The sequence below is a fragment of the Halobacillus yeomjeoni genome, assembly GCF_020171525.1.
Classification (GTDB): Bacteria; Bacillota; Bacilli; order Bacillales; family Halobacillaceae; genus Halobacillus; species Halobacillus yeomjeoni.
In genome coordinates this window covers 146,919-163,663 of record NZ_JAIVAI010000005.1, presented here as the reverse complement: position 1 = coordinate 163,663, position 16,745 = coordinate 146,919, and the positions used below count along the sequence as shown (strand labels likewise).

At 43.6% G+C, this 16,745-nt stretch carries 18 protein-coding genes; 8 read left to right on the top strand and 10 right to left on the bottom strand.

What is annotated here, in order from left to right:
* Window positions 1-35 precede the first annotated feature (35 nt).
* Window positions 36-887 carry a DegV family protein gene (locus LCL89_RS13770; RefSeq protein ID WP_197318210.1) on the top strand — a complete coding sequence of 284 codons (852 nt, stop codon included), beginning with the start codon at window positions 36-38 and terminating at the stop codon, window positions 885-887.
* 36 nt (window positions 888-923) lie between these two features.
* On the opposite strand, the gene LCL89_RS13765 is transcribed toward LCL89_RS13770, so the two are convergent.
* From LCL89_RS13765 to LCL89_RS13740, 7 genes are all read right to left on the bottom strand, one after another.
* The gene (locus LCL89_RS13765; protein WP_224810565.1) at window positions 924-2,201 is read right to left on the bottom strand and encodes an MFS transporter; all 1,278 of its coding nucleotides are present in this window, start codon (window positions 2,199-2,201) and stop codon (window positions 924-926) included.
* 21 nt (window positions 2,202-2,222) lie between these two features.
* Window positions 2,223-2,909 carry an alpha/beta hydrolase gene (locus tag LCL89_RS13760; protein ID WP_224810564.1) on the bottom strand — a complete coding sequence of 229 codons (687 nt, stop codon included), beginning with the start codon at window positions 2,907-2,909 and terminating at the stop codon, window positions 2,223-2,225.
* A 98-nt stretch (window positions 2,910-3,007) separates the two neighbouring features.
* On the bottom strand, window positions 3,008-3,421 hold the full coding sequence (locus LCL89_RS13755; RefSeq protein ID WP_224810563.1) for a YppG family protein: 414 nt from the start codon (window positions 3,419-3,421) through the stop codon (window positions 3,008-3,010).
* A 90-nt stretch (window positions 3,422-3,511) separates the two neighbouring features.
* Window positions 3,512-3,793 (bottom strand): glutaredoxin family protein, encoded by a 282-nt coding sequence (locus tag LCL89_RS13750; protein ID WP_224810562.1) that lies wholly within the window; start codon window positions 3,791-3,793, stop codon window positions 3,512-3,514.
* A gap of 539 nt (window positions 3,794-4,332) precedes the next feature.
* Entirely contained in the window at window positions 4,333-6,201 is a 1,869-nt protein-coding gene (gene abc-f / locus LCL89_RS13745; protein WP_224810561.1) for a ribosomal protection-like ABC-F family protein, read from the bottom strand.
* A gap of 105 nt (window positions 6,202-6,306) precedes the next feature.
* The gene (locus LCL89_RS16855) at window positions 6,307-6,408 is read right to left on the bottom strand and encodes an RAxF-45 family protein (RefSeq protein ID WP_318245627.1); all 102 of its coding nucleotides are present in this window, start codon (window positions 6,406-6,408) and stop codon (window positions 6,307-6,309) included.
* Window positions 6,409-6,467: 59 nt separating this feature from the next.
* Window positions 6,468-6,932 (bottom strand): MarR family winged helix-turn-helix transcriptional regulator, encoded by a 465-nt coding sequence (locus LCL89_RS13740; RefSeq protein ID WP_197318216.1) that lies wholly within the window; start codon window positions 6,930-6,932, stop codon window positions 6,468-6,470.
* Between the two features lie 670 nt (window positions 6,933-7,602).
* Between LCL89_RS13740 and LCL89_RS13735 the strand changes: the two genes are divergently transcribed.
* The gene (locus tag LCL89_RS13735; RefSeq protein ID WP_224810560.1) at window positions 7,603-8,214 is read left to right on the top strand and encodes a class I SAM-dependent methyltransferase; all 612 of its coding nucleotides are present in this window, start codon (window positions 7,603-7,605) and stop codon (window positions 8,212-8,214) included.
* 27 nt (window positions 8,215-8,241) lie between these two features.
* Here the strand turns inward: LCL89_RS13735 and LCL89_RS13730 are convergent, their stop codons facing one another.
* Complete coding sequence (locus LCL89_RS13730; protein WP_197318218.1) at window positions 8,242-8,631, bottom strand: VOC family protein; 390 nt, start codon at window positions 8,629-8,631, stop codon at window positions 8,242-8,244.
* Window positions 8,632-8,690: 59 nt separating this feature from the next.
* Window positions 8,691-9,611, bottom strand: a complete 921-nt coding sequence (locus tag LCL89_RS13725) for a YegS/Rv2252/BmrU family lipid kinase (protein WP_197318219.1) — start codon at window positions 9,609-9,611, stop codon at window positions 8,691-8,693.
* Between the two features lie 229 nt (window positions 9,612-9,840).
* Between LCL89_RS13725 and LCL89_RS13720 the strand changes: the two genes are divergently transcribed.
* From LCL89_RS13720 to LCL89_RS13700, 5 genes are all read left to right on the top strand, one after another.
* A complete protein-coding gene (locus LCL89_RS13720; RefSeq protein ID WP_224810559.1) occupies window positions 9,841-10,296 on the top strand; it encodes a MarR family winged helix-turn-helix transcriptional regulator in 456 nt (151 codons plus the stop codon).
* Complete coding sequence (locus LCL89_RS13715; RefSeq protein ID WP_224810558.1) at window positions 10,293-11,669, top strand: MATE family efflux transporter; 1,377 nt, start codon at window positions 10,293-10,295, stop codon at window positions 11,667-11,669. The genes LCL89_RS13720 and LCL89_RS13715 overlap by 4 nt, the downstream gene beginning before the upstream one ends.
* Window positions 11,670-11,897: 228 nt before the next feature.
* Entirely contained in the window at window positions 11,898-12,575 is a 678-nt protein-coding gene (locus LCL89_RS13710; protein ID WP_224810557.1) for a hypothetical protein, read from the top strand.
* A gap of 12 nt (window positions 12,576-12,587) precedes the next feature.
* Complete coding sequence (locus LCL89_RS13705) at window positions 12,588-13,820, top strand: efflux RND transporter periplasmic adaptor subunit (RefSeq protein WP_224810556.1); 1,233 nt, start codon at window positions 12,588-12,590, stop codon at window positions 13,818-13,820.
* Between the two features lie 154 nt (window positions 13,821-13,974).
* Entirely contained in the window at window positions 13,975-14,976 is a 1,002-nt protein-coding gene (locus LCL89_RS13700; protein ID WP_224810555.1) for an LLM class flavin-dependent oxidoreductase, read from the top strand.
* A 57-nt stretch (window positions 14,977-15,033) separates the two neighbouring features.
* On the opposite strand, the gene LCL89_RS13695 is transcribed toward LCL89_RS13700, so the two are convergent.
* On the bottom strand, window positions 15,034-15,288 hold the full coding sequence (locus tag LCL89_RS13695; protein WP_224810554.1) for a DUF2164 domain-containing protein: 255 nt from the start codon (window positions 15,286-15,288) through the stop codon (window positions 15,034-15,036).
* A 171-nt stretch (window positions 15,289-15,459) separates the two neighbouring features.
* On the opposite strand from LCL89_RS13695, the gene LCL89_RS13690 reads away from it, so the two are divergent.
* Window positions 15,460-16,698: an ABC transporter substrate-binding protein gene (locus LCL89_RS13690; protein WP_224810553.1), complete on the top strand. Its 1,239-nt coding sequence runs from the start codon at window positions 15,460-15,462 to the stop codon at window positions 16,696-16,698.
* Window positions 16,699-16,745: the final 47 nt, after the last annotated feature.

Genomic DNA, 16,745 nt, shown 5'->3' with positions numbered 1-16,745 from the left:
GTATAGAAAACATAGAATTGAGAGCAGGTGTAGAGATGACAATCAAACTTTTTATTGACGGGGGAGCAGATCTCCCTAAAGCAATGAGTGAAAGGTATGAAGCTAACACAGTCCCGCTGAATTTGGATTTCGGAGAAGAACAATACAAGACAGGGCAGCTTGATCTACAGACATTTTATGAAAAATTAAAGCGTTCAGAAGAGCTGCCGAAGTCTTCCTCCCCAAGTCCTCAGGATTTCTACGACCATTTCAAAAAACAGGACCCGGAGGATGAAATCCTTGTCCTCGCTTTGACACAGGGTCTCAGCAGCACGTATGAGAGTGGTGTCATGGGAATGGAAATGCTGCTTGAAGAAGAGCCTGACAGAAAGATTTCAGTATTGAATACGAAAACAGCTACATGCGGTATCGCACTTCTTTTAAATGAAGCTGAAAGCAAAATCGAAGAAGGAATCACCTTTGATGCGCTTGTTTCCCATATGGAGGAATGTATTGAAAGAACGACTACCCTATTCATTTTGAAGACGCTTGAAAATGTCATCAAAGGGGGACGTCTTGATAAAGTCAAAGGAGCCATTGCTAAAACACTGAATATCAAGCTGCTCATGAGAGCAGATGAAGATGGGGCAATCGAAGTATCAGAGAAAGTCCGTGGAAACAAAAAAGCCTTGCGCCGTTTTGTTGAACAAATCGGTGAATATGCGAACAACTTCGAGGATCGTGTCATTGCTTTATCCCACTGTAATGATGAGACACGCGGTCAAAAAGTGTTAAACGACATCAAGGAAAAGTATTCATTCAAGGACAGCTTGTTCATGGAAATGGGACCTCTGATCAGCACCCATGCTGGTGAAGGTGCCCTTGTCATCGCCTTTTTCAAAGATTAATAAAAACGTCAGAGGACAGCAGCCTCTGACGTTTTTTTATGCATGATAGTCTTCATATTTCGGTTGTGGTGATAATAATGCCAATATCCCCGCAGTGACCGGGAACAACAGTGTCAGAAGGATGACCTCCTGATAACCTCCGAGCCAGTCGTAAAAAATACCGAAAGGCAGCGGGCCAAGCGCCGATCCTATGACCATCACCGTCTGAGCCAGACCCTTGATGCTTCCGAGATGCTCCCTGCCGAAATAATTCGGCCAGACAATATTGAGAACGATCCGTTCAAACCCTGAAACCATTCCCCACACAACCCCGAATCCCACCGCCAGCCACCAAGTGTCCGTAAACAGCAGGATAAGCAGTGTGAAAATGTGACCGAAAAACGTGATTGCAAGTATGTAATGCACTTGGAAACGATCGACAAGATAGCCGCTGATGAATGTAACCGGAAAACCGACTACAGCCATCAATGTGAGCACCATGGCTGCGACGGCTGTGTCCAGTCCTCTCAGATCCATGATGGAAACCATGTGGAAAGTGATCGCTGTATTGACGAGAGCAGGAACGACCACACAGAATAAAATGAACCAAAAAGCACGAGTCGCCATCGCTTCTTTCAGTGTCCAGCTTTTTTCATTCACATCGACATTCGGGTTTTTATTCACCTGTCCTTTGATCGATTTTGGATTCCCATCGGGAACTTCACCGATCTGTTTCGGTTGATTCCTCACAAAGAAATAAGCGGACGGAACGAATAATACCAGAATGACAGTCCCCCAGATTCCCCAGGTCATCCTCCAGCCGAATTCTTCAATCAGCCACGTATTCAAAGGAGGAAGCAGCGCTGAGCTTGCAAATCCCCCGATAGCCATGACGCTGAGAGCTCTTCCTCTTTTCCGGATGAACCATTGAGGCACCAGGGTATTCGGTATCAGCGTCATCGACCCTTGTCCGAAAAGCCGGATCATGAAAAAGCCGAGGAACATCATGATCGGACCGATTAAAAAGGCATTCCAAAACAGAGCCAGTGATAAAAGTGAGCCGATGGCCACCATCATGGCACGCTGCCCGAAACGATCGACAAGACGCCCCATCATAAATAAAGTCAAACCTGCACAAAGGGTAGCACCGGAATAAATGCCGGAAACCAACGACCTGGAATAATCGAAGTCTTCAATATAGTAATCAATGAAAATCGAAACGGAATACGTTTGGCCTGGGCCAGAAAAGAAAACGCCGAGTCCAGCGACGAACACAATAACCCAACCGTAGAAGAACGGGGGTTGGATGGGTGCTTTTTTATCATTTTCACTCATCATTCATCCCCCTTGCCCCATTTAATTCAAAAATTCGAGAACTCTGTTAAACAACTCGTCCTTATCATCCCCGTGACAGATCAGGTGCTTGGATTGCTTCAGGAAAACGACCTCTTTGTCAGACGAAGGAATCTCATCATCCAAATAGTCAGCCGCTTTTTTCGGAACCATCCCGTCCAGTTCTCCTTGTATGATCAATACCGGGCACTCGACGAGTCTTAAATAAGGGCGGGTGAACTTCACACATTTCATGAATTCCAACGAAGAGATGAAGTACGTCTGCTTCAATTTCTTTTGATACCTTAGAAACAGTTCATTGGAAGCCAGTGCACCATTACAAGCATCCACACACATCCCGCCGACATCTTTGCACATTTGGGGGAGGCTGATATATTTCCCTGCTGCCGACAGCAGAACGATGCGCTCCACTTGGTGTTTTGCTGCAAGATAGGCTGCAATCATACCTCCCATGGAAAAACCGACGATATAGACCGTTTCATGCCGGTCAAGGAGACCTAAAAGTGCTAATTCAGCTGTAGCTATCCATTCTTGAAAGTAATGCCCGGCGAGATCCAGTTTTTCTCCATGCCCGGGTAACGTAGGATTGACAAGCTCCCAGTTTGTACGTTTACTTAAAAAATCGACAAGGGGTTGTACTTCTTCAGGACTGCCTGTATATCCATGAATACATAAACAACCAATACTCATTCCGATCCTCCACCATTCATTCAGATATGCGAAGATTATAGCATAAAGCATGTTGAAAATTGAAAAAATACGCGCTGTGAGTACCCTCAGCAGCGCGTTTATTTTATTCCTTTGACGAAAGAGCCGATCCCTTTGACGAGCGGAGAAACTTGTTGGACAGTTTTCATGACCTGCCCCGTCGTAGACATCATTTTATCCAAGTCCAACTGCCCTTCTTCATCCTGAAAATAATTGATGACCGTCTTTTGCAAATCGGCTACGTTGAACGAGGACGCGTTCGGAGCTCCGTTCCCAGTATACCCTCCATACCCGTAACTATGCGTGTATGGGTTCGAGTAGTTGTAGGTGCCTTGAGCATAATTATGATAATTATTCCAACCATAAAGGGGATTGGAATACACTTGCTGCCCGGCAGGATAGTAGGGCTGAAACGCGGGATTGCGATAATACCAGTTATTCCATGACTGTGGGTATCCGTTCATGTTGTTCCATTGCTGTTGATAAGAATACATGGTGTACCACACCTTTTTTGCATTTACTTCAGCCTATGCCTAAGCCAAAAAAAAGTGTAAAAAAAAACAAGTGATTCACAATCACTTGAGTCAAGAAAAGTTCATAGCATCTGTATTGAGAAAACGATCCTCATATTGAATGCCAAGGGTTCGTTTGAGTTTGCGCTCTTGGAAACCTAAAACCTTTTCTTCATCTATAAAGGTAGCTGGTGTACCATATACTTTTTTGCTTTGCAGTTCTTTAAAATATTCTCTATTTCTAGTTATGTTGCGCTCTTCAAATTCTACTTCCCATTCCGATAACTTCGTAATGACCCGATCACAATTAGCGCAGTCATCACTTGTATACACAACAACTTTTGGGTTACTCATAGATGACCTCCTTAGCCCAAAGACCAATCATATAATCCACTATTATGTTTCTTTTACCCGTTCGTTTTTATATTAAACCCATACTTATAATAAAATGTACCTACATTTATGTAAAGGTGCTGGATTGAACTGTTACTCTTCTTTCAAAGATGGCTCTGTTAATATTTTGTTTCGTTACTTTCACATGTGAGCTTACATCAGCTCTTTCCGTACCAGCAATTGTATGAGGCGGTCTTGGGAATAACTCGCTTTCTGTGGGGTACCGTTAGTCTCCTCAGCCTACGCCTTCCGGGGTCTCACGATGTACCTTTATCCCACAGGAGTCTTCCCATTCTAAAAGGCCGCCTCTTCAAAATAGGAGAAACGGAAAGACCATATACCTTTATAAAGCGAAGTCCGTTAAACCAACAACAAATGGTTAGGAAAGGAAAACAAGGAAACTCAGCGTTCCCCGCGGAAAGACCGCTAACAAGGGACTTGTAAGATTTCTTATAAAATTCACCCTGGACTTTAAAAGATATTTTAAGAAAGGCAGCGGGTCAGTCGCTGCCTTCATTCATCCAATCTTCATAGAGGTTTTCTATTTTTCTCTCTACCTCTTCTTTTTGACTTTGTAATTCCATCAATTCATCAAGGTCCGACGTTTGTTCCATCTGCATTTCAATCGACTCTTGTTCCTTTTCCAGCCTCTGAATTTCTCCTTCAATACTTTTGGATTCATCCACATCCCTGGTTGTTTTGGAACGCGGCACCTTGGGAGCTGTTGATTTCACCTTCTTAACAGGTTGGTCAACAAGGTTCAGCCAATGGTCACGGGTTTCATCGTACGTTCCAATATAACGATGCAGTCGCCCATCGACTAAATAAGCAGTGTCTGTAAAACAGCTGTTCAGGAAATAACGATCGTGTGAAATCCCTAAGACTGTCCCTTCAAACCGGTTGAGTGCTTCTTCAAGAACTTCTTGAGACTCGATGTCAAGGTGATTGGTCGGTTCATCCAAAACGAGAACATTGACGCCCTGGTGCATAAAGACGGCTAACTTCAACCTCATCTGTTCTCCGCCGCTCAAATGGCGGATTTTCTGGAATACGTCATACCCGTAAAACATGAAGTTGGCAAGGATATGCCTTGCTGCCCCTTCAGTGACGGTGATATGTTCCCTGAAATAGTCAATCATCCTTTGTTCAGGATCAGCACCCTGAAGCGGATTCTGAGGTAAATAGCCAATTTCTATCGAAGGAGCCAGTTTTATTTCACCGTCATCAGGCTTTTCTTTGTCCATAATCAAACGGATCAGTGTAGACTTGCCGCTGCCATTGGCACCGACCAGGGCGAGCCGCTCCTGGTAACGGACATGTAAATCGACCCCTTTAAGAATGGGACGCCCGCTGAAGGTTTTCTGCAACTGATCAGCTACAATTACATCCTCGCCTGTACGGGACTCCGCGTCCAAGGAAAGCTTCATTTTCTTTGGGTCCATGACTGGACGGTCAAATTTCTCCATCCGCTCCAATACTTTTTCCATACTTTTCGCTTTTTTGAACAGTTTCGGATTGGGTGGATTCGCTTCATTTGCCCACTGCCTCAACCGACGTATCGATTCTTTCATTTTTTTAATCTTTTTTTGCTGTTCTTGATATTGATGGAATTCGACAAGCAGCTTTTCTTCTTTTTGTTTTTCAAAAGAAGAATAATTGCCTTTGAATACATCAATCTCTCCTGACTCCAAATCCATGATGGTATCGACGGTATGATCAAGAAAATAACGGTCGTGAGCAATCATACATATCGCCCCGTCATAGTTCACCAGATACTCTTCCAGCCATTCGATGGCACGCAAGTCTAAATGGTTGGTGGGCTCATCCAATAGGAGTACATCCGGTTTTTCAAGCAGCAGCTTGGCAAGGCCCAGCTTCGTTTTCTCCCCTCCGCTCAATTGATCAAACGTTTGATTTAACAGCGTGGAAACATTGAGCCCCTGCGCTACTTGGTTGATGAGACTATCGATTTCATAACCTCCGGATACGGTGAATCTTTCCTGAAGTTCACCGTAAGCTTTCAAAGCTTCCTCCATTTTCTCAGGGTTACTCATTTCTTTCTCCAGCCCGTCCATTTGTCTTTTCATCACGAAAAGATCTTCGAAAGCGGACTCCAGGTAAGACCTTGCAGTTCCATCCCATTGGTCAGGGATTTGTTTCAAACAGCCGATTTTCAACCCTTTTTGAATGAACAGATCTCCACCATCCAAAGGTTCTTCTTTCATAATCAAACGAAATAAAGTAGACTTTCCGCATCCATTCCTTCCGACTAAACCGATCCGTTGTCCTTCATTCAACTCGAACTGCAGCGATTCGAATAGGACACGGCCACCAACAATTTTATGGATATCTTTTAATGTAATCAGCATTTATAATACTCCTCCTAAAGACAAAAAAAGCCAGAGGCCTCTGCCTCTGACTTTTTTTCCGTAAATGTAATCAGATATGAGACGTTACAGTTTTCATGTATTCAGCTATTTAAAAAAGGACATACGTGTCCCGTTGACAGCTGAATCATGAATAATCGCACGACGGATGTAGTTCAATTGATAACCGATCACGTGCTTCTGTAACATCTTCATACCTCCTTCGCCTTTAGAATTTCATTCAGTATAACGTATTTTCCGAAAATTCTCTACCCTTGCTGCTGATCTGCATACTTCCCTAATTTTTTCAGCAGTTCGACCGCCTGCACCTTTTCTTCCTCCGTCAAGCCATCGGTGATCGCTTCAATCTGTTTCCAGTGTTCAGGGAAAATTTCATTCAGCAGCTCCCGACCTTTGTCCGTAATGGATGCAAATGTAATCCTTCGGTCGTTCGGACACGGGATGCGTTTGAGCAGCTCTTTTTTCTCCAGTTTATCTACGACATACGTGATACTTCCGCTGGCAAGCAGAATTTTTTCGCCGATTTTTTGAAGAGCCTGATCGCCTTGGTGATAAAGCAACTCCAGCACGGCAAATTCTGTAGGGTTCAAGCCATGATTTTGAATATCATCTTTTACAAGCTCAGAAATCGCTCTTTGAGCTTTTGACAAAACGACAAACAATTTCAATGACGGATCTTCTTTTTTCTTTTTATATAATTCTTCTTGGCTCATCAGTTTCGACCTCTCATCTTTTTTTAGCAATAGCGTATAGTATAAGTTTAACAAAAAACGGCTGTCAAACCACCCCTATACTTGTCTACCGTCTACAAATCAGCTGCCATGGGAAGAGTTAACCAACTACACCCCACCCTTTTGGTCCGACTATAGAACTATGTCATAATAAGATTATAAAAAAGGTTCTGTTATTGTTTGGTGTTGTTATTTAACATGTGAGCTCGTCTCAAATCTTTCCGTCCTGGAATTTGTTTGAGGCGGTCTTTTAGAATGACTCGCTTTCCGTGGGGTACTGTGAGCCTCCTCAGGCTGACGCCTTCCGGGGTCTCACGATGTACCTTAATCCCACAGGAGTCTCCCCATTCTAAAAGACCGCCTCTTCAAGATAGGTAGAACGGATAGCCCATGAATTTTTATTATAAAATCGTTACACCAACTTTGATGGGAGGGAAGGGAAAACAGGTAGACTCCTGCGGGAACAAGGAACAAGGTGAGGCCCCGGAGAACGAAGTTCGAGGAGGCTAAAGCGTTTCCCGCGGAAAGCGGACTGTTTTCCCTTCCCTCCCGTACTCTGGGCAAACAACTGACTGAACCAAAATCGGGTGAGTAGTAAAAAATCAACACTAGACTATAACAGAGCCATAAAAAAAGAAAGCGGTGACACAAGTTGATAGAAGATACAGGCGAAAGAGTCATTCCTGAATTCATGGATCCATTGAATACGCTCTTGCTGGAACACATCGCACGTTATCAATTTTCACTACCTTATATGAATGGAAGGGTATTGGATCTTTCCTGCGGTTCGGGGTATGGGACACATTTGATCGCTAAACGCTGCAAATCGAAGATCGATGAAATTATCGGGGTGGATATTGATGAGGAAATCATTGATTATGCAAAAGGGAAGTATTTTCATCCGAAGTCGAGTTTCGTCGTTGAGGATGCCGTCCACCCGCATTTAGTAAAAACTCTGGGGACATTCGATGTCATTGTAAGCTTTGAAACCTATGAGCATATCGAAGAAGAAGAGTGCTTGCTCCGAAATTATTATGACTTACTGAAACCTGGGGGTACTTTGATTTTATCGACCCCATTCGGAGAAGGTAAAGGCATGGAATGCAAGTACCCATTTCACGTCCACCAAATCACACCAGCAGAATTCAGAGGGTTGTTCCAACATTATTCCAATCGCCAGTTCTTCTATCAAAACGGGGTGTTGATAGAACCCCCACGGCCTGAAGTCTATTACCCACTTGGCGTGGCTGTATGCAAAAAATAACTGCGGCCGGGAGATCATCAAGTGATATTACCTGAAGTCTTCAGAAATATCTCCACAAATCATCACAGCATTTCCATCCGGATCCTGAACGTGGAACCACCCGAAAGAACCATGAGTTTCCATGTCCCTTGTTACAACGACACCAGCGTCTTTCATTTCTTCAAGGCTCTTATGGATATTTGATGAAAAAAAGTTGAACGCGGGTGCTTTGACAGGCTCGAACGAAAAAGATGGATCGAACTTATGATCATCAATCGTCAAATGGACACCGGCTTGGACAGGTATATTGTAAACCGGTGATTCTACATCCTTCTCATCAAAAGGTACTCCTAACAACCAGCTGTACCAGGCAGCTGATTTCACCAAATCCCTCGTATGGACGAAAACAGCGTGCACGGCAGGGGTCAACGTTTCCACTCATAATTCCTCCCTCTAGTTATAATGAATAAACCACCCAGTATCTGGGTGGTTCTTCCTCATTCTTCAGTATCTGGTAGTATTCCTTCTTGATTGCTTAAAAAAGTGAAGTGTTCAGGTAACACTTTTATTCCAGCTGGTGTATGTCCTTTGATTTCCCCATCCATATCAACGTCTCTGGAAGATTCGACATCGATTTCGATCTCTTTACCCTGAGTATGATACAACTCTTGAAATCGACTTTCATCCGCCCCCGGCTGACGCATCGTCAGCAGCTCTTTGAATAATGTAAGACTGGAATTCTTAATGATCAACAAATCCAGATTGGAGTCATTCAAATGGATGGATGGAACCGGAAGGCGTCTTGTACCAATGAATTGACCATTCATCACTAATATCATGACAGCTTCACCGGACACTTCTTTTCCATCGATCGTAACACGGAACTCAAAAGGATCAGCCTGCTTCATCGTTTTCAGAGCGCTGATGAAATAACTCAACACTCCGAGCCGGCTCTTTTGATCAGGGTCGATATTGAAAGACGTCTGGGTGACCAGACCGATCCCCCAAAAATTGATGAAGTAATGGTTCTCCGTCATTCCTGCATCGACTTTGAACTCTTCCCCTTCTATTAACGTACGGGCAGCCTGGTTCATATTTTGAGGAATTCCCAATACACGGCTGAAGTCATTGCACGTTCCCCCAGGTAAAATGCCGATCACCGGACGTTTCTCCAGTTCAGCCAAACTATTGATGCATTCGTGAACCGTTCCATCTCCGCCTAATATGAAGAAAACATCGACGTCAGGTCCGTATTGAACACAAACGGATTTCAATTCATCCAGGGAATGGGTCTGAATGACTTGTAATTGTTTGACTTGCTGACTAATGATGGGCAGCGTTTGAGAAAGATTGTTTTCCATTTCATTGCTATCCGAATTTCCATTATATAAAAAAAGTCCATTTTGATATCGAGCCATGATGATCCCACACCCTTTCCTGTTCTTAGGATTGACCAATCCTGTAAATATGAAACGATAAATCACCTTCTGACGGTTTTGGAGTACGACCGCTCCTCTGTAGGTATGAATTACCCCTTCCACCGCCTTAGATAAACGTCACCCATACATGAACATATAAGACGAGCAAAGATTTTTACTTCTATATTCCGTTCCTCTATACTTGTATTTGTTTAGGGGGCTAAATAAAATGGAAGAACAAAACTTTAAAAGCCATTTAGGCTATAACATTCATATGGTTTCTCATTTCTTACAAAATTCATATAACGAAAAACTAGGAGAATATGGACTCACACATTCGCAGGCTAAAGTCATCTATTATTTAGCTAATCACGGACAACAGACACAAACGGATTTACAAAAGAAACTCCACATCAAAGCTTCCTCCATGAATGGAGTGATCGACTCTTTGTTGAAACATGAACGGATCAAAAAACGCTCCAGCGCTAAAGACAAACGCAGCAAAGAGATTACACTCACACCTTCGGGAGAAGATTTGTATGATCGGATCGTCCAAATCATACAATCGATGGAGGAACAGCTTTCCTACGGTCTTACAGAACAAGAAAAAGAGGTAATGGTAGCTACGTTGAAAAAAATGCAAGACCGCATGCAGCCAGTTTCTGCGGTGAGGGACCATCCATGAAAGAACAGAGTCAACGCTTAGGAACACAGCCGATTCCTAAATTATTGGCCAACTTGTCCATTCCTGCCATGATTGGAATGTTTGTCATGGCACTCTATAACGTCGTAGACACCCTCTTCATCGCTCGAGGGGTTGGAATTCTGGGGGTTTCCGGCGTGAGTATCGGATTCCCGGTCATGTTGATCATGATGGCCGTTTCCGCCGCAGTCGGAATCGGAGGTGCTTCGGTAATATCGAGGCGGCTGGGAGAAAACAAAGCTGAAGAAGCCGAGCAGGTATTCGGCAATATTCTGTTTGCCATCCTACTCATCAGTTCTTTCGGTTTGATCGGGGCATTTACGTTCCTTGAACCTTTGTTGATCTTATTCGGGGCTACAGAAAACATCCTCCCTTATGCAAAGGATTATCTCTATCCCATAATGCTTGGGTCTATCTTTTTCTCATTTTCTTTCACGACCAACAGCATCATCCGTTCCGAAGGAAATTCCAGATTTGCAATGATTACGATGATCATTCCTTCTGTCCTGAATATCATCTTAGACCCTATCTTCATATTCGGATTGGATATGGGCGTACTGGGTGCATCCGTGGCCACGGTCATTTCTCAAGCTACTGTCAGCGTTGTGGTGCTCGTCTATTTCCTAAAAGGAAAATCAACATTGACGATTTACTCCGCCTACTTGAAACCTAAGGTCATCGTGTTGAAAGAAATCCTGACCATCGGTATGCCAGCCTTCATCCGTCAGGTATCAGGAAGCGGAATGATGATCGCCATCAATGTGATGCTGATCAAATTCGGCGGTGAATTCGAAGTGGGTGTTTTCGGCATTGTCCATAAACTGGCCATGTTCACCATCATGCCGATGATCGGTGTCCTCCAAGGGATGCAGCCGATCATCGGGTATAACTATGGAGCGAACCAGTTCGGCCGCTTGAGGGAAACGATTGTGCTCGGGATGAAAGTAGTGACGCTGATCTCGGCTGGAATCTTCATTCTCATGATGACGATCCCTGAAAGTTTGGTACACATTTTCTCAGGGGATGAAAAAACGATAGAAACCGGTGCTTATGCAATCAGAATCATGTTTGCCGCTTCTATACTGATCGGTGCTCAAGTCGTCAGCGGCGGGTTATACCAAGCTGTCGGAATGGCCAAACCTGCACTTATCTTATCCATGGCACGCCAAGTGTTGTTTTTGATTCCGTTAGTCCTCACTCTTCCTTATTTCATTGGAGTGACGGGCGTCTGGCTCGCTTTCCCGATTTCTGATTTACTGGCTTTCACATTATCCATGTTCTTTTTATACAAAGACAGAAAGCTGTTCTTCAAATCCGGAAATGCTGCCAGCTACAAAACAGCTCCAAGTTCATAAATACAACGCCATTCCCTATACGGAATGGCGTTTTTATATTACGACTCTATAACTTCAAAGAGATGATCAGACTGCCGGATATTAATGAAAATAGACTGGAACCCCGTTCCCCCTTTACGCAGTTTCTTTCTTGAAATCTATTTCCAATTATTGCATCGATTATCTAGCAAGCTATGACAAATTCAGTTAAAATGAATGGAGAATAGACAATGAAAAAGGATGGCCTTCATGACCTATACCGTTAATCTAATTAAACTTTTCACCCGCCGAGATGATCACTTGTTCAAATTGAATGAAGCAGAACGATTGAAGAATGTATGGAACTTATTGTTCCTATTGCTTTTCTTGACGATTTTTACATATGTATGGACTTCATGGCTCGGTTTAGGGTCAGAGGCCGTCTCTCAAGGGATGGCAGGCTGGAACCGCCTGGAATACGAAACCAGTAAAGCATGGTTTGTGATGGGGCGGACCTTATTTTCCCTATGCTTATTCGTGTTCATTTTATTCATCTCATCTTTTTATTTCTGGCTGTTTAATGATGTATCCTATAAAAAATTGATGATTGTACAGATGAATGTGCTGTTGATCCTATTGATTGAACGGATGACCTGGATACCTCTGATGGTCTATGCCGGGATTGACTGGTATGTTTCTCCCTTTTCGTTCGGCGTCATCACTTCATTATTGACGGATCAAAAATGGATCATCTATTTCTTCGGAGCAATTTCCCTTTTCCAGCTTTATATCATCTACTACCAAATCAAATGCCTATCATGGCTGTCGTCGACGAAGAAAGTTTGGATCTGGACAGGAGTTCTGATTTGGCACATCCTACTTTGGGCAGGAACGGCAGCCCTTTCCTATTACGACCTGTTTCTCATTCAAATCATAGAGAAAGCATAGGTGAGATGGCTTATGAAAAAAATAAACTATAAATCCAGAATCATAGGTGTATTGATCGTCATTTTCGTAGCAGTCAATGCATTTCTGATTTTCATCGATGAACACGACGAAGTCGACCGAAAATCTTATATCAATGAATGGTCAAAGTCGATTACATATGATTTATATGAAAAACTCGACGCCGATGGTGTTTTCACTTCTCAGGAATCCAATCATGTATATTTTGACAGCGATGTCGGGGCCTTTTCCGAGTTTTTAGTTGAAGAAGGAGAAATCATCGAGCAGGGTTCCGACTTGTATACATACGAAGTAATCAACTATGACCAACAGGAAACTCAGCTCCAGAGTGAGATGGATCGACTGGAAGAAGAAATAACAGCCATCGAAGATTACATCGATGAAATTCAGAATTACGACATATCCGACTCAGGCAGCAGTTCCTTCTTCGGCAATAATACAAATGACGAAAGCAAAGAACATGTAAGGACCGAATTCCAGAAAGAAGAATCGATCGCTCACCAAGCTGCTGAGCTCACCAAAAAGGAAGCCATGCTTGAAATGGTCGAAGATCAGCTGGACCAATTACAGCTCGACGGAAAAACGATTACGGTGACGAGTCCATTCGGCGGTGTCATCACAGAAGTATCAGAAACATTGGAAAGCCCTTTGATCACATTGAAATCCAATGACTTGCAAATTGAAGGGAAGTTGAATGAAAAAGAGCGCAAACAAGTCGAGCCCGGAATGGCTGCGAACATCAAAGTCGAAGACATGGATCTCGTTTGGGAAGGGACTCTGGATGCAATTCAAACTTTCCCTGAAGACATAGATGTCCACCGCTCGAGCACGTATCCCTATGTCATTTCACTAGACGATTCCAGTGATACAATTCTGCCGGGATACCATGCAGAAATTGAAATCATCACCGAAGAATCTCTCGGCGCTGTCACGGCTCTAGAAGATTTACTCATTACAGATGAGAATATTTACGCTTGGGTCATGGACAGGAATGGCTTATTAGAAAGGCGGGAAATCATTTCGGGAATATCTGAGAATGGCCTGGTTGAAATAAAAGAAGGATTAAGTGAAGGAGAATGGCTCGCTTACCAACCGAAAGATGAATTCAGAAACGGAGCTCCATTTTTCACCCCTCTTAAAATTCACACCTTATCGTTGAAGGAAGCGGTTGATTCTGATTCTACCGATATCTCCCGTTTTGTCATGATGGGGCTTTTAGCAAGGTAAAATTTCTGTACTTCTCCATATTGTGGAGAAGTACTTTTTATGTACGTTAAATGCGCTCATTTATATTACTTCACAGTAGAGCGTAACTATTGCATCGTTTTTCGTCTCATGGGACGATAGTAACAAGTCATTACATAAGAGAGGAAATCAGATTGTGAAATTAAGTGTACTGGACCAGTCACCTATCCTACATGGATCCAACCCACAACAAGCACTCCAACAAACGACTGAACTGGCGAAATGGACGGACAAGCTGGGCTATCATCGTTTCTGGGTTTCTGAGCATCACAGCACTGACAGCTTAGCTGGTTCAGCACCTGAAATATTGGCCGCCCATCTTGCAGCTCAAACAAAGCAAATCAGAATTGGTACAGGAGGCGTTCTGCTGCCTCATTACAGTCCATATAAAGTAGCGGAAACCTTCCGTGTACTTGAATCCCTGCACCCCGGTCGAATCGATCTCGGGGTCGGACGGGCCCCCGGGGGAATGCCGAATGTAAACCTGGCCTTGAACGGGGGGAAAATGCCGAATGTGGAAGATTACCCTGGAGAAATTGAAGAATTGATGGCGTACTTGCATGGGCAGGATCCACACGGAATGGATCTTTATGCAACACCAAAAGGGGAAACGACTCCGCCCATCTGGATGCTCGGTTCAAGTGGAACCAGCGCCCGCTTAGCTGCTGATCTTGGAGCCTCCTACTCCTTCGCCCACTTCATTAATGGAAGAGGCGGATTTCGTGCTATGGAACGGTATAGAGACTATTTCTCTCCTTCCATGCAGCAAAGTGAGCCGGGAGGTAACGTTTCTGTGTTTGTCGTTTGTGCTGAAACGGATGAACATGCAGAGTTTTTGGCTTCGAGTTTGGACCTTGCACTCTTGAAAATTGAACAAGGAGAAAAAAGATATGAATTTCCAACTCCGGAAGAAGCAATTCAATACCCATACTCCTCATTTGAAAGAGAGCGCGTAGAAGATAATCGTAACAGGATGGTTGTCGGATCTCCGCAAAAAGCAAAAGAAGAATTAATTCAACTGGCTGATCTCTATCAAGTGGATGAAATGATAATCAATACGATTGTTTCTCCTTTTGAAGAACGTTTGAAATCTTATGAGCTTCTGGCAGAAGTTTTCTCAATGAAAGAACTTGATTAGTTCATAAAAAAGCCGCCATTCAATGTATGGCGGCTTCTTCTCTATCTGTTTTACTATTCAGGAGCGTTTCGGTCTGCCAGCCGGTCGTTCAAGAGAGCGAAGATCTTCATCCATGTTGATGATTTTTTGCTCTACCATCCCTCTGGCATCCTTTACCCCTTTATTGTAAAGGAAAGGCCCAAGCTCCTCGACCATGAAATGGACGAATGAGTCTGCTGCTAATTCACCGATCTGCTCTCCTCTTTCCAATTCAAAAAACTCCTGGACACGGGCCACGACATACTCGCGCTCCTCTTTCGTCAATGACTTCATACCCTCACCTCACTGCCACCATCGTATCATATTTCTTGATAAGAAAACTTGTATCCTGATGTACCGCTCCTTCAATCCGTATAGTTCTCTTACTGCGCTTTTCTATGTATGATAGATTACAGAGAACCTTATAAGGTAATATTAAAATGAAAATACATAGGGGGCTTACGAATGAAGAAAATTCTAATCACCACTACGATACTAGCGATTATTATTTTAACCGCTTGTGGAAACAACGAAAGTCAACAACCCTCATTTAATGAAACGACAGAAAAAGATTGGTCAGAAATAACCACCGCTGCTGAGGACACAACTGTCCGCATTTTCATGTGGGGTGGTGATGAAGGAATCAACCAATACATGGATGATTGGGTAGCTCCAAAGCTTAAGGAACAATACAATGTCACATTGGAAAGAGTACCCATGAACACCGGGGAGATTCTGCAAAAGCTCCAAACTGAGAAGCAGGCTTCTAAAGATGAAGGCACGATCGATATCATATGGATCAATGGTGAGAACTTCAAGAATGCCAAGAATAATGGACTGCTGGCCGGTTCATTTGTTGATACTCTTCCGAATTTCAATGAGTTTTATCAAACAGATGACCCGGCATTCGAAACCGACTTCGGTACACCGGTAGAGGGAATGGAAGCCCCATGGGGGAAGGTACAATTCGTATTCCTTTATGATTCTGCTAAGATCGACACCCCTCCGGCTTCAATAGTTGAATTGCAGGAATGGGCCAGTAACAACCCTGGAAAATTCACTTATCCTAATGCCGATGACTTTTCTGGGAATGCTTTTTTAAGGCATATACTGTATGCAAAAGCAGATTCACCTGCTGACATTTATGAACAGCCTTTAGACAAAGAACGTATCTCTGAAACAGCCGGTGAAGTGTGGAACTACTTGAATCAAATTGAACCAGATTTATGGCGGTCTGGAGAGCATTACCCGAATTCATTGACTGAATTGGATCGTTTGTACAGTCAGGGAGAAGTGTGGATGACGATGGGGTATAACGAAGCTCGTGCCGAATCATTGATCGACGAAGGCGTTTTTCCTGAGACCACACGTTCCTTCGTCATGGAACCAGGATCTATCGGAAACACGCATTTCCTTTCCATCCCTTTCAACAGCTCCAACCCGGAAGGGGCTTTGACTGCTATCAATTTCATGTTGTCGCCGGAAGCCCAATTGGCTAAATTGAAACCGGACTATTGGGGAGAAAACAGCCCGATCAGTATCGAAAAGCTTCCCGATGATATGAAAAACAAATTCCAGTCAGTGGAACGAGGGAATAGTGTCCTCTCTCAGCAGAAACTCGAAGAAAGCTTCCTACCCGAGTCTGAAGCTGAGTATGTGGAATGGATGAAAGAGCAGTGGTTTGATGAAATCGCTCAAAAATAGAACATCACTTCTACTGCTGCCCAGTATGCTTTTCTTACTTCTGCCCT

Excerpts from the sequence above, each read along its gene's own strand:
- LCL89_RS13770 (WP_197318210.1), top strand. The coding sequence starts at position 36 with ATGACAATCAAACTTTTTATTGACGGGGGAGCAGATCTCCCTAAAGCA.
- LCL89_RS13765 (WP_224810565.1), bottom strand. The coding sequence starts at position 2,201 with ATGAGTGAAAATGATAAAAAAGCACCCATCCAACCCCCGTTCTTCTAC.
- LCL89_RS13760 (WP_224810564.1), bottom strand. The coding sequence starts at position 2,909 with ATGAGTATTGGTTGTTTATGTATTCATGGATATACAGGCAGTCCTGAA.
- LCL89_RS13755 (WP_224810563.1), bottom strand. The coding sequence starts at position 3,421 with ATGTATTCTTATCAACAGCAATGGAACAACATGAACGGATACCCACAG.
- LCL89_RS13750 (WP_224810562.1), bottom strand. The coding sequence starts at position 3,793 with ATGAGTAACCCAAAAGTTGTTGTGTATACAAGTGATGACTGCGCTAAT.
- abc-f (WP_224810561.1), bottom strand. The coding sequence starts at position 6,201 with ATGCTGATTACATTAAAAGATATCCATAAAATTGTTGGTGGCCGTGTC.
- LCL89_RS16855 (WP_318245627.1), bottom strand. The coding sequence starts at position 6,408 with ATGTTACAGAAGCACGTGATCGGTTATCAATTGAACTACATCCGTCGT.
- LCL89_RS13740 (WP_197318216.1), bottom strand. The coding sequence starts at position 6,932 with ATGAGCCAAGAAGAATTATATAAAAAGAAAAAAGAAGATCCGTCATTG.
- LCL89_RS13725 (WP_197318219.1), bottom strand. The coding sequence starts at position 9,611 with ATGGCTCGATATCAAAATGGACTTTTTTTATATAATGGAAATTCGGAT.
- LCL89_RS13720 (WP_224810559.1), top strand. The coding sequence starts at position 9,841 with ATGGAAGAACAAAACTTTAAAAGCCATTTAGGCTATAACATTCATATG.
- LCL89_RS13715 (WP_224810558.1), top strand. The coding sequence starts at position 10,293 with ATGAAAGAACAGAGTCAACGCTTAGGAACACAGCCGATTCCTAAATTA.
- LCL89_RS13710 (WP_224810557.1), top strand. The coding sequence starts at position 11,898 with ATGACCTATACCGTTAATCTAATTAAACTTTTCACCCGCCGAGATGAT.
- LCL89_RS13705 (WP_224810556.1), top strand. The coding sequence starts at position 12,588 with ATGAAAAAAATAAACTATAAATCCAGAATCATAGGTGTATTGATCGTC.
- LCL89_RS13695 (WP_224810554.1), bottom strand. The coding sequence starts at position 15,288 with ATGAAGTCATTGACGAAAGAGGAGCGCGAGTATGTCGTGGCCCGTGTC.
- LCL89_RS13690 (WP_224810553.1), top strand. The coding sequence starts at position 15,460 with ATGAAGAAAATTCTAATCACCACTACGATACTAGCGATTATTATTTTA.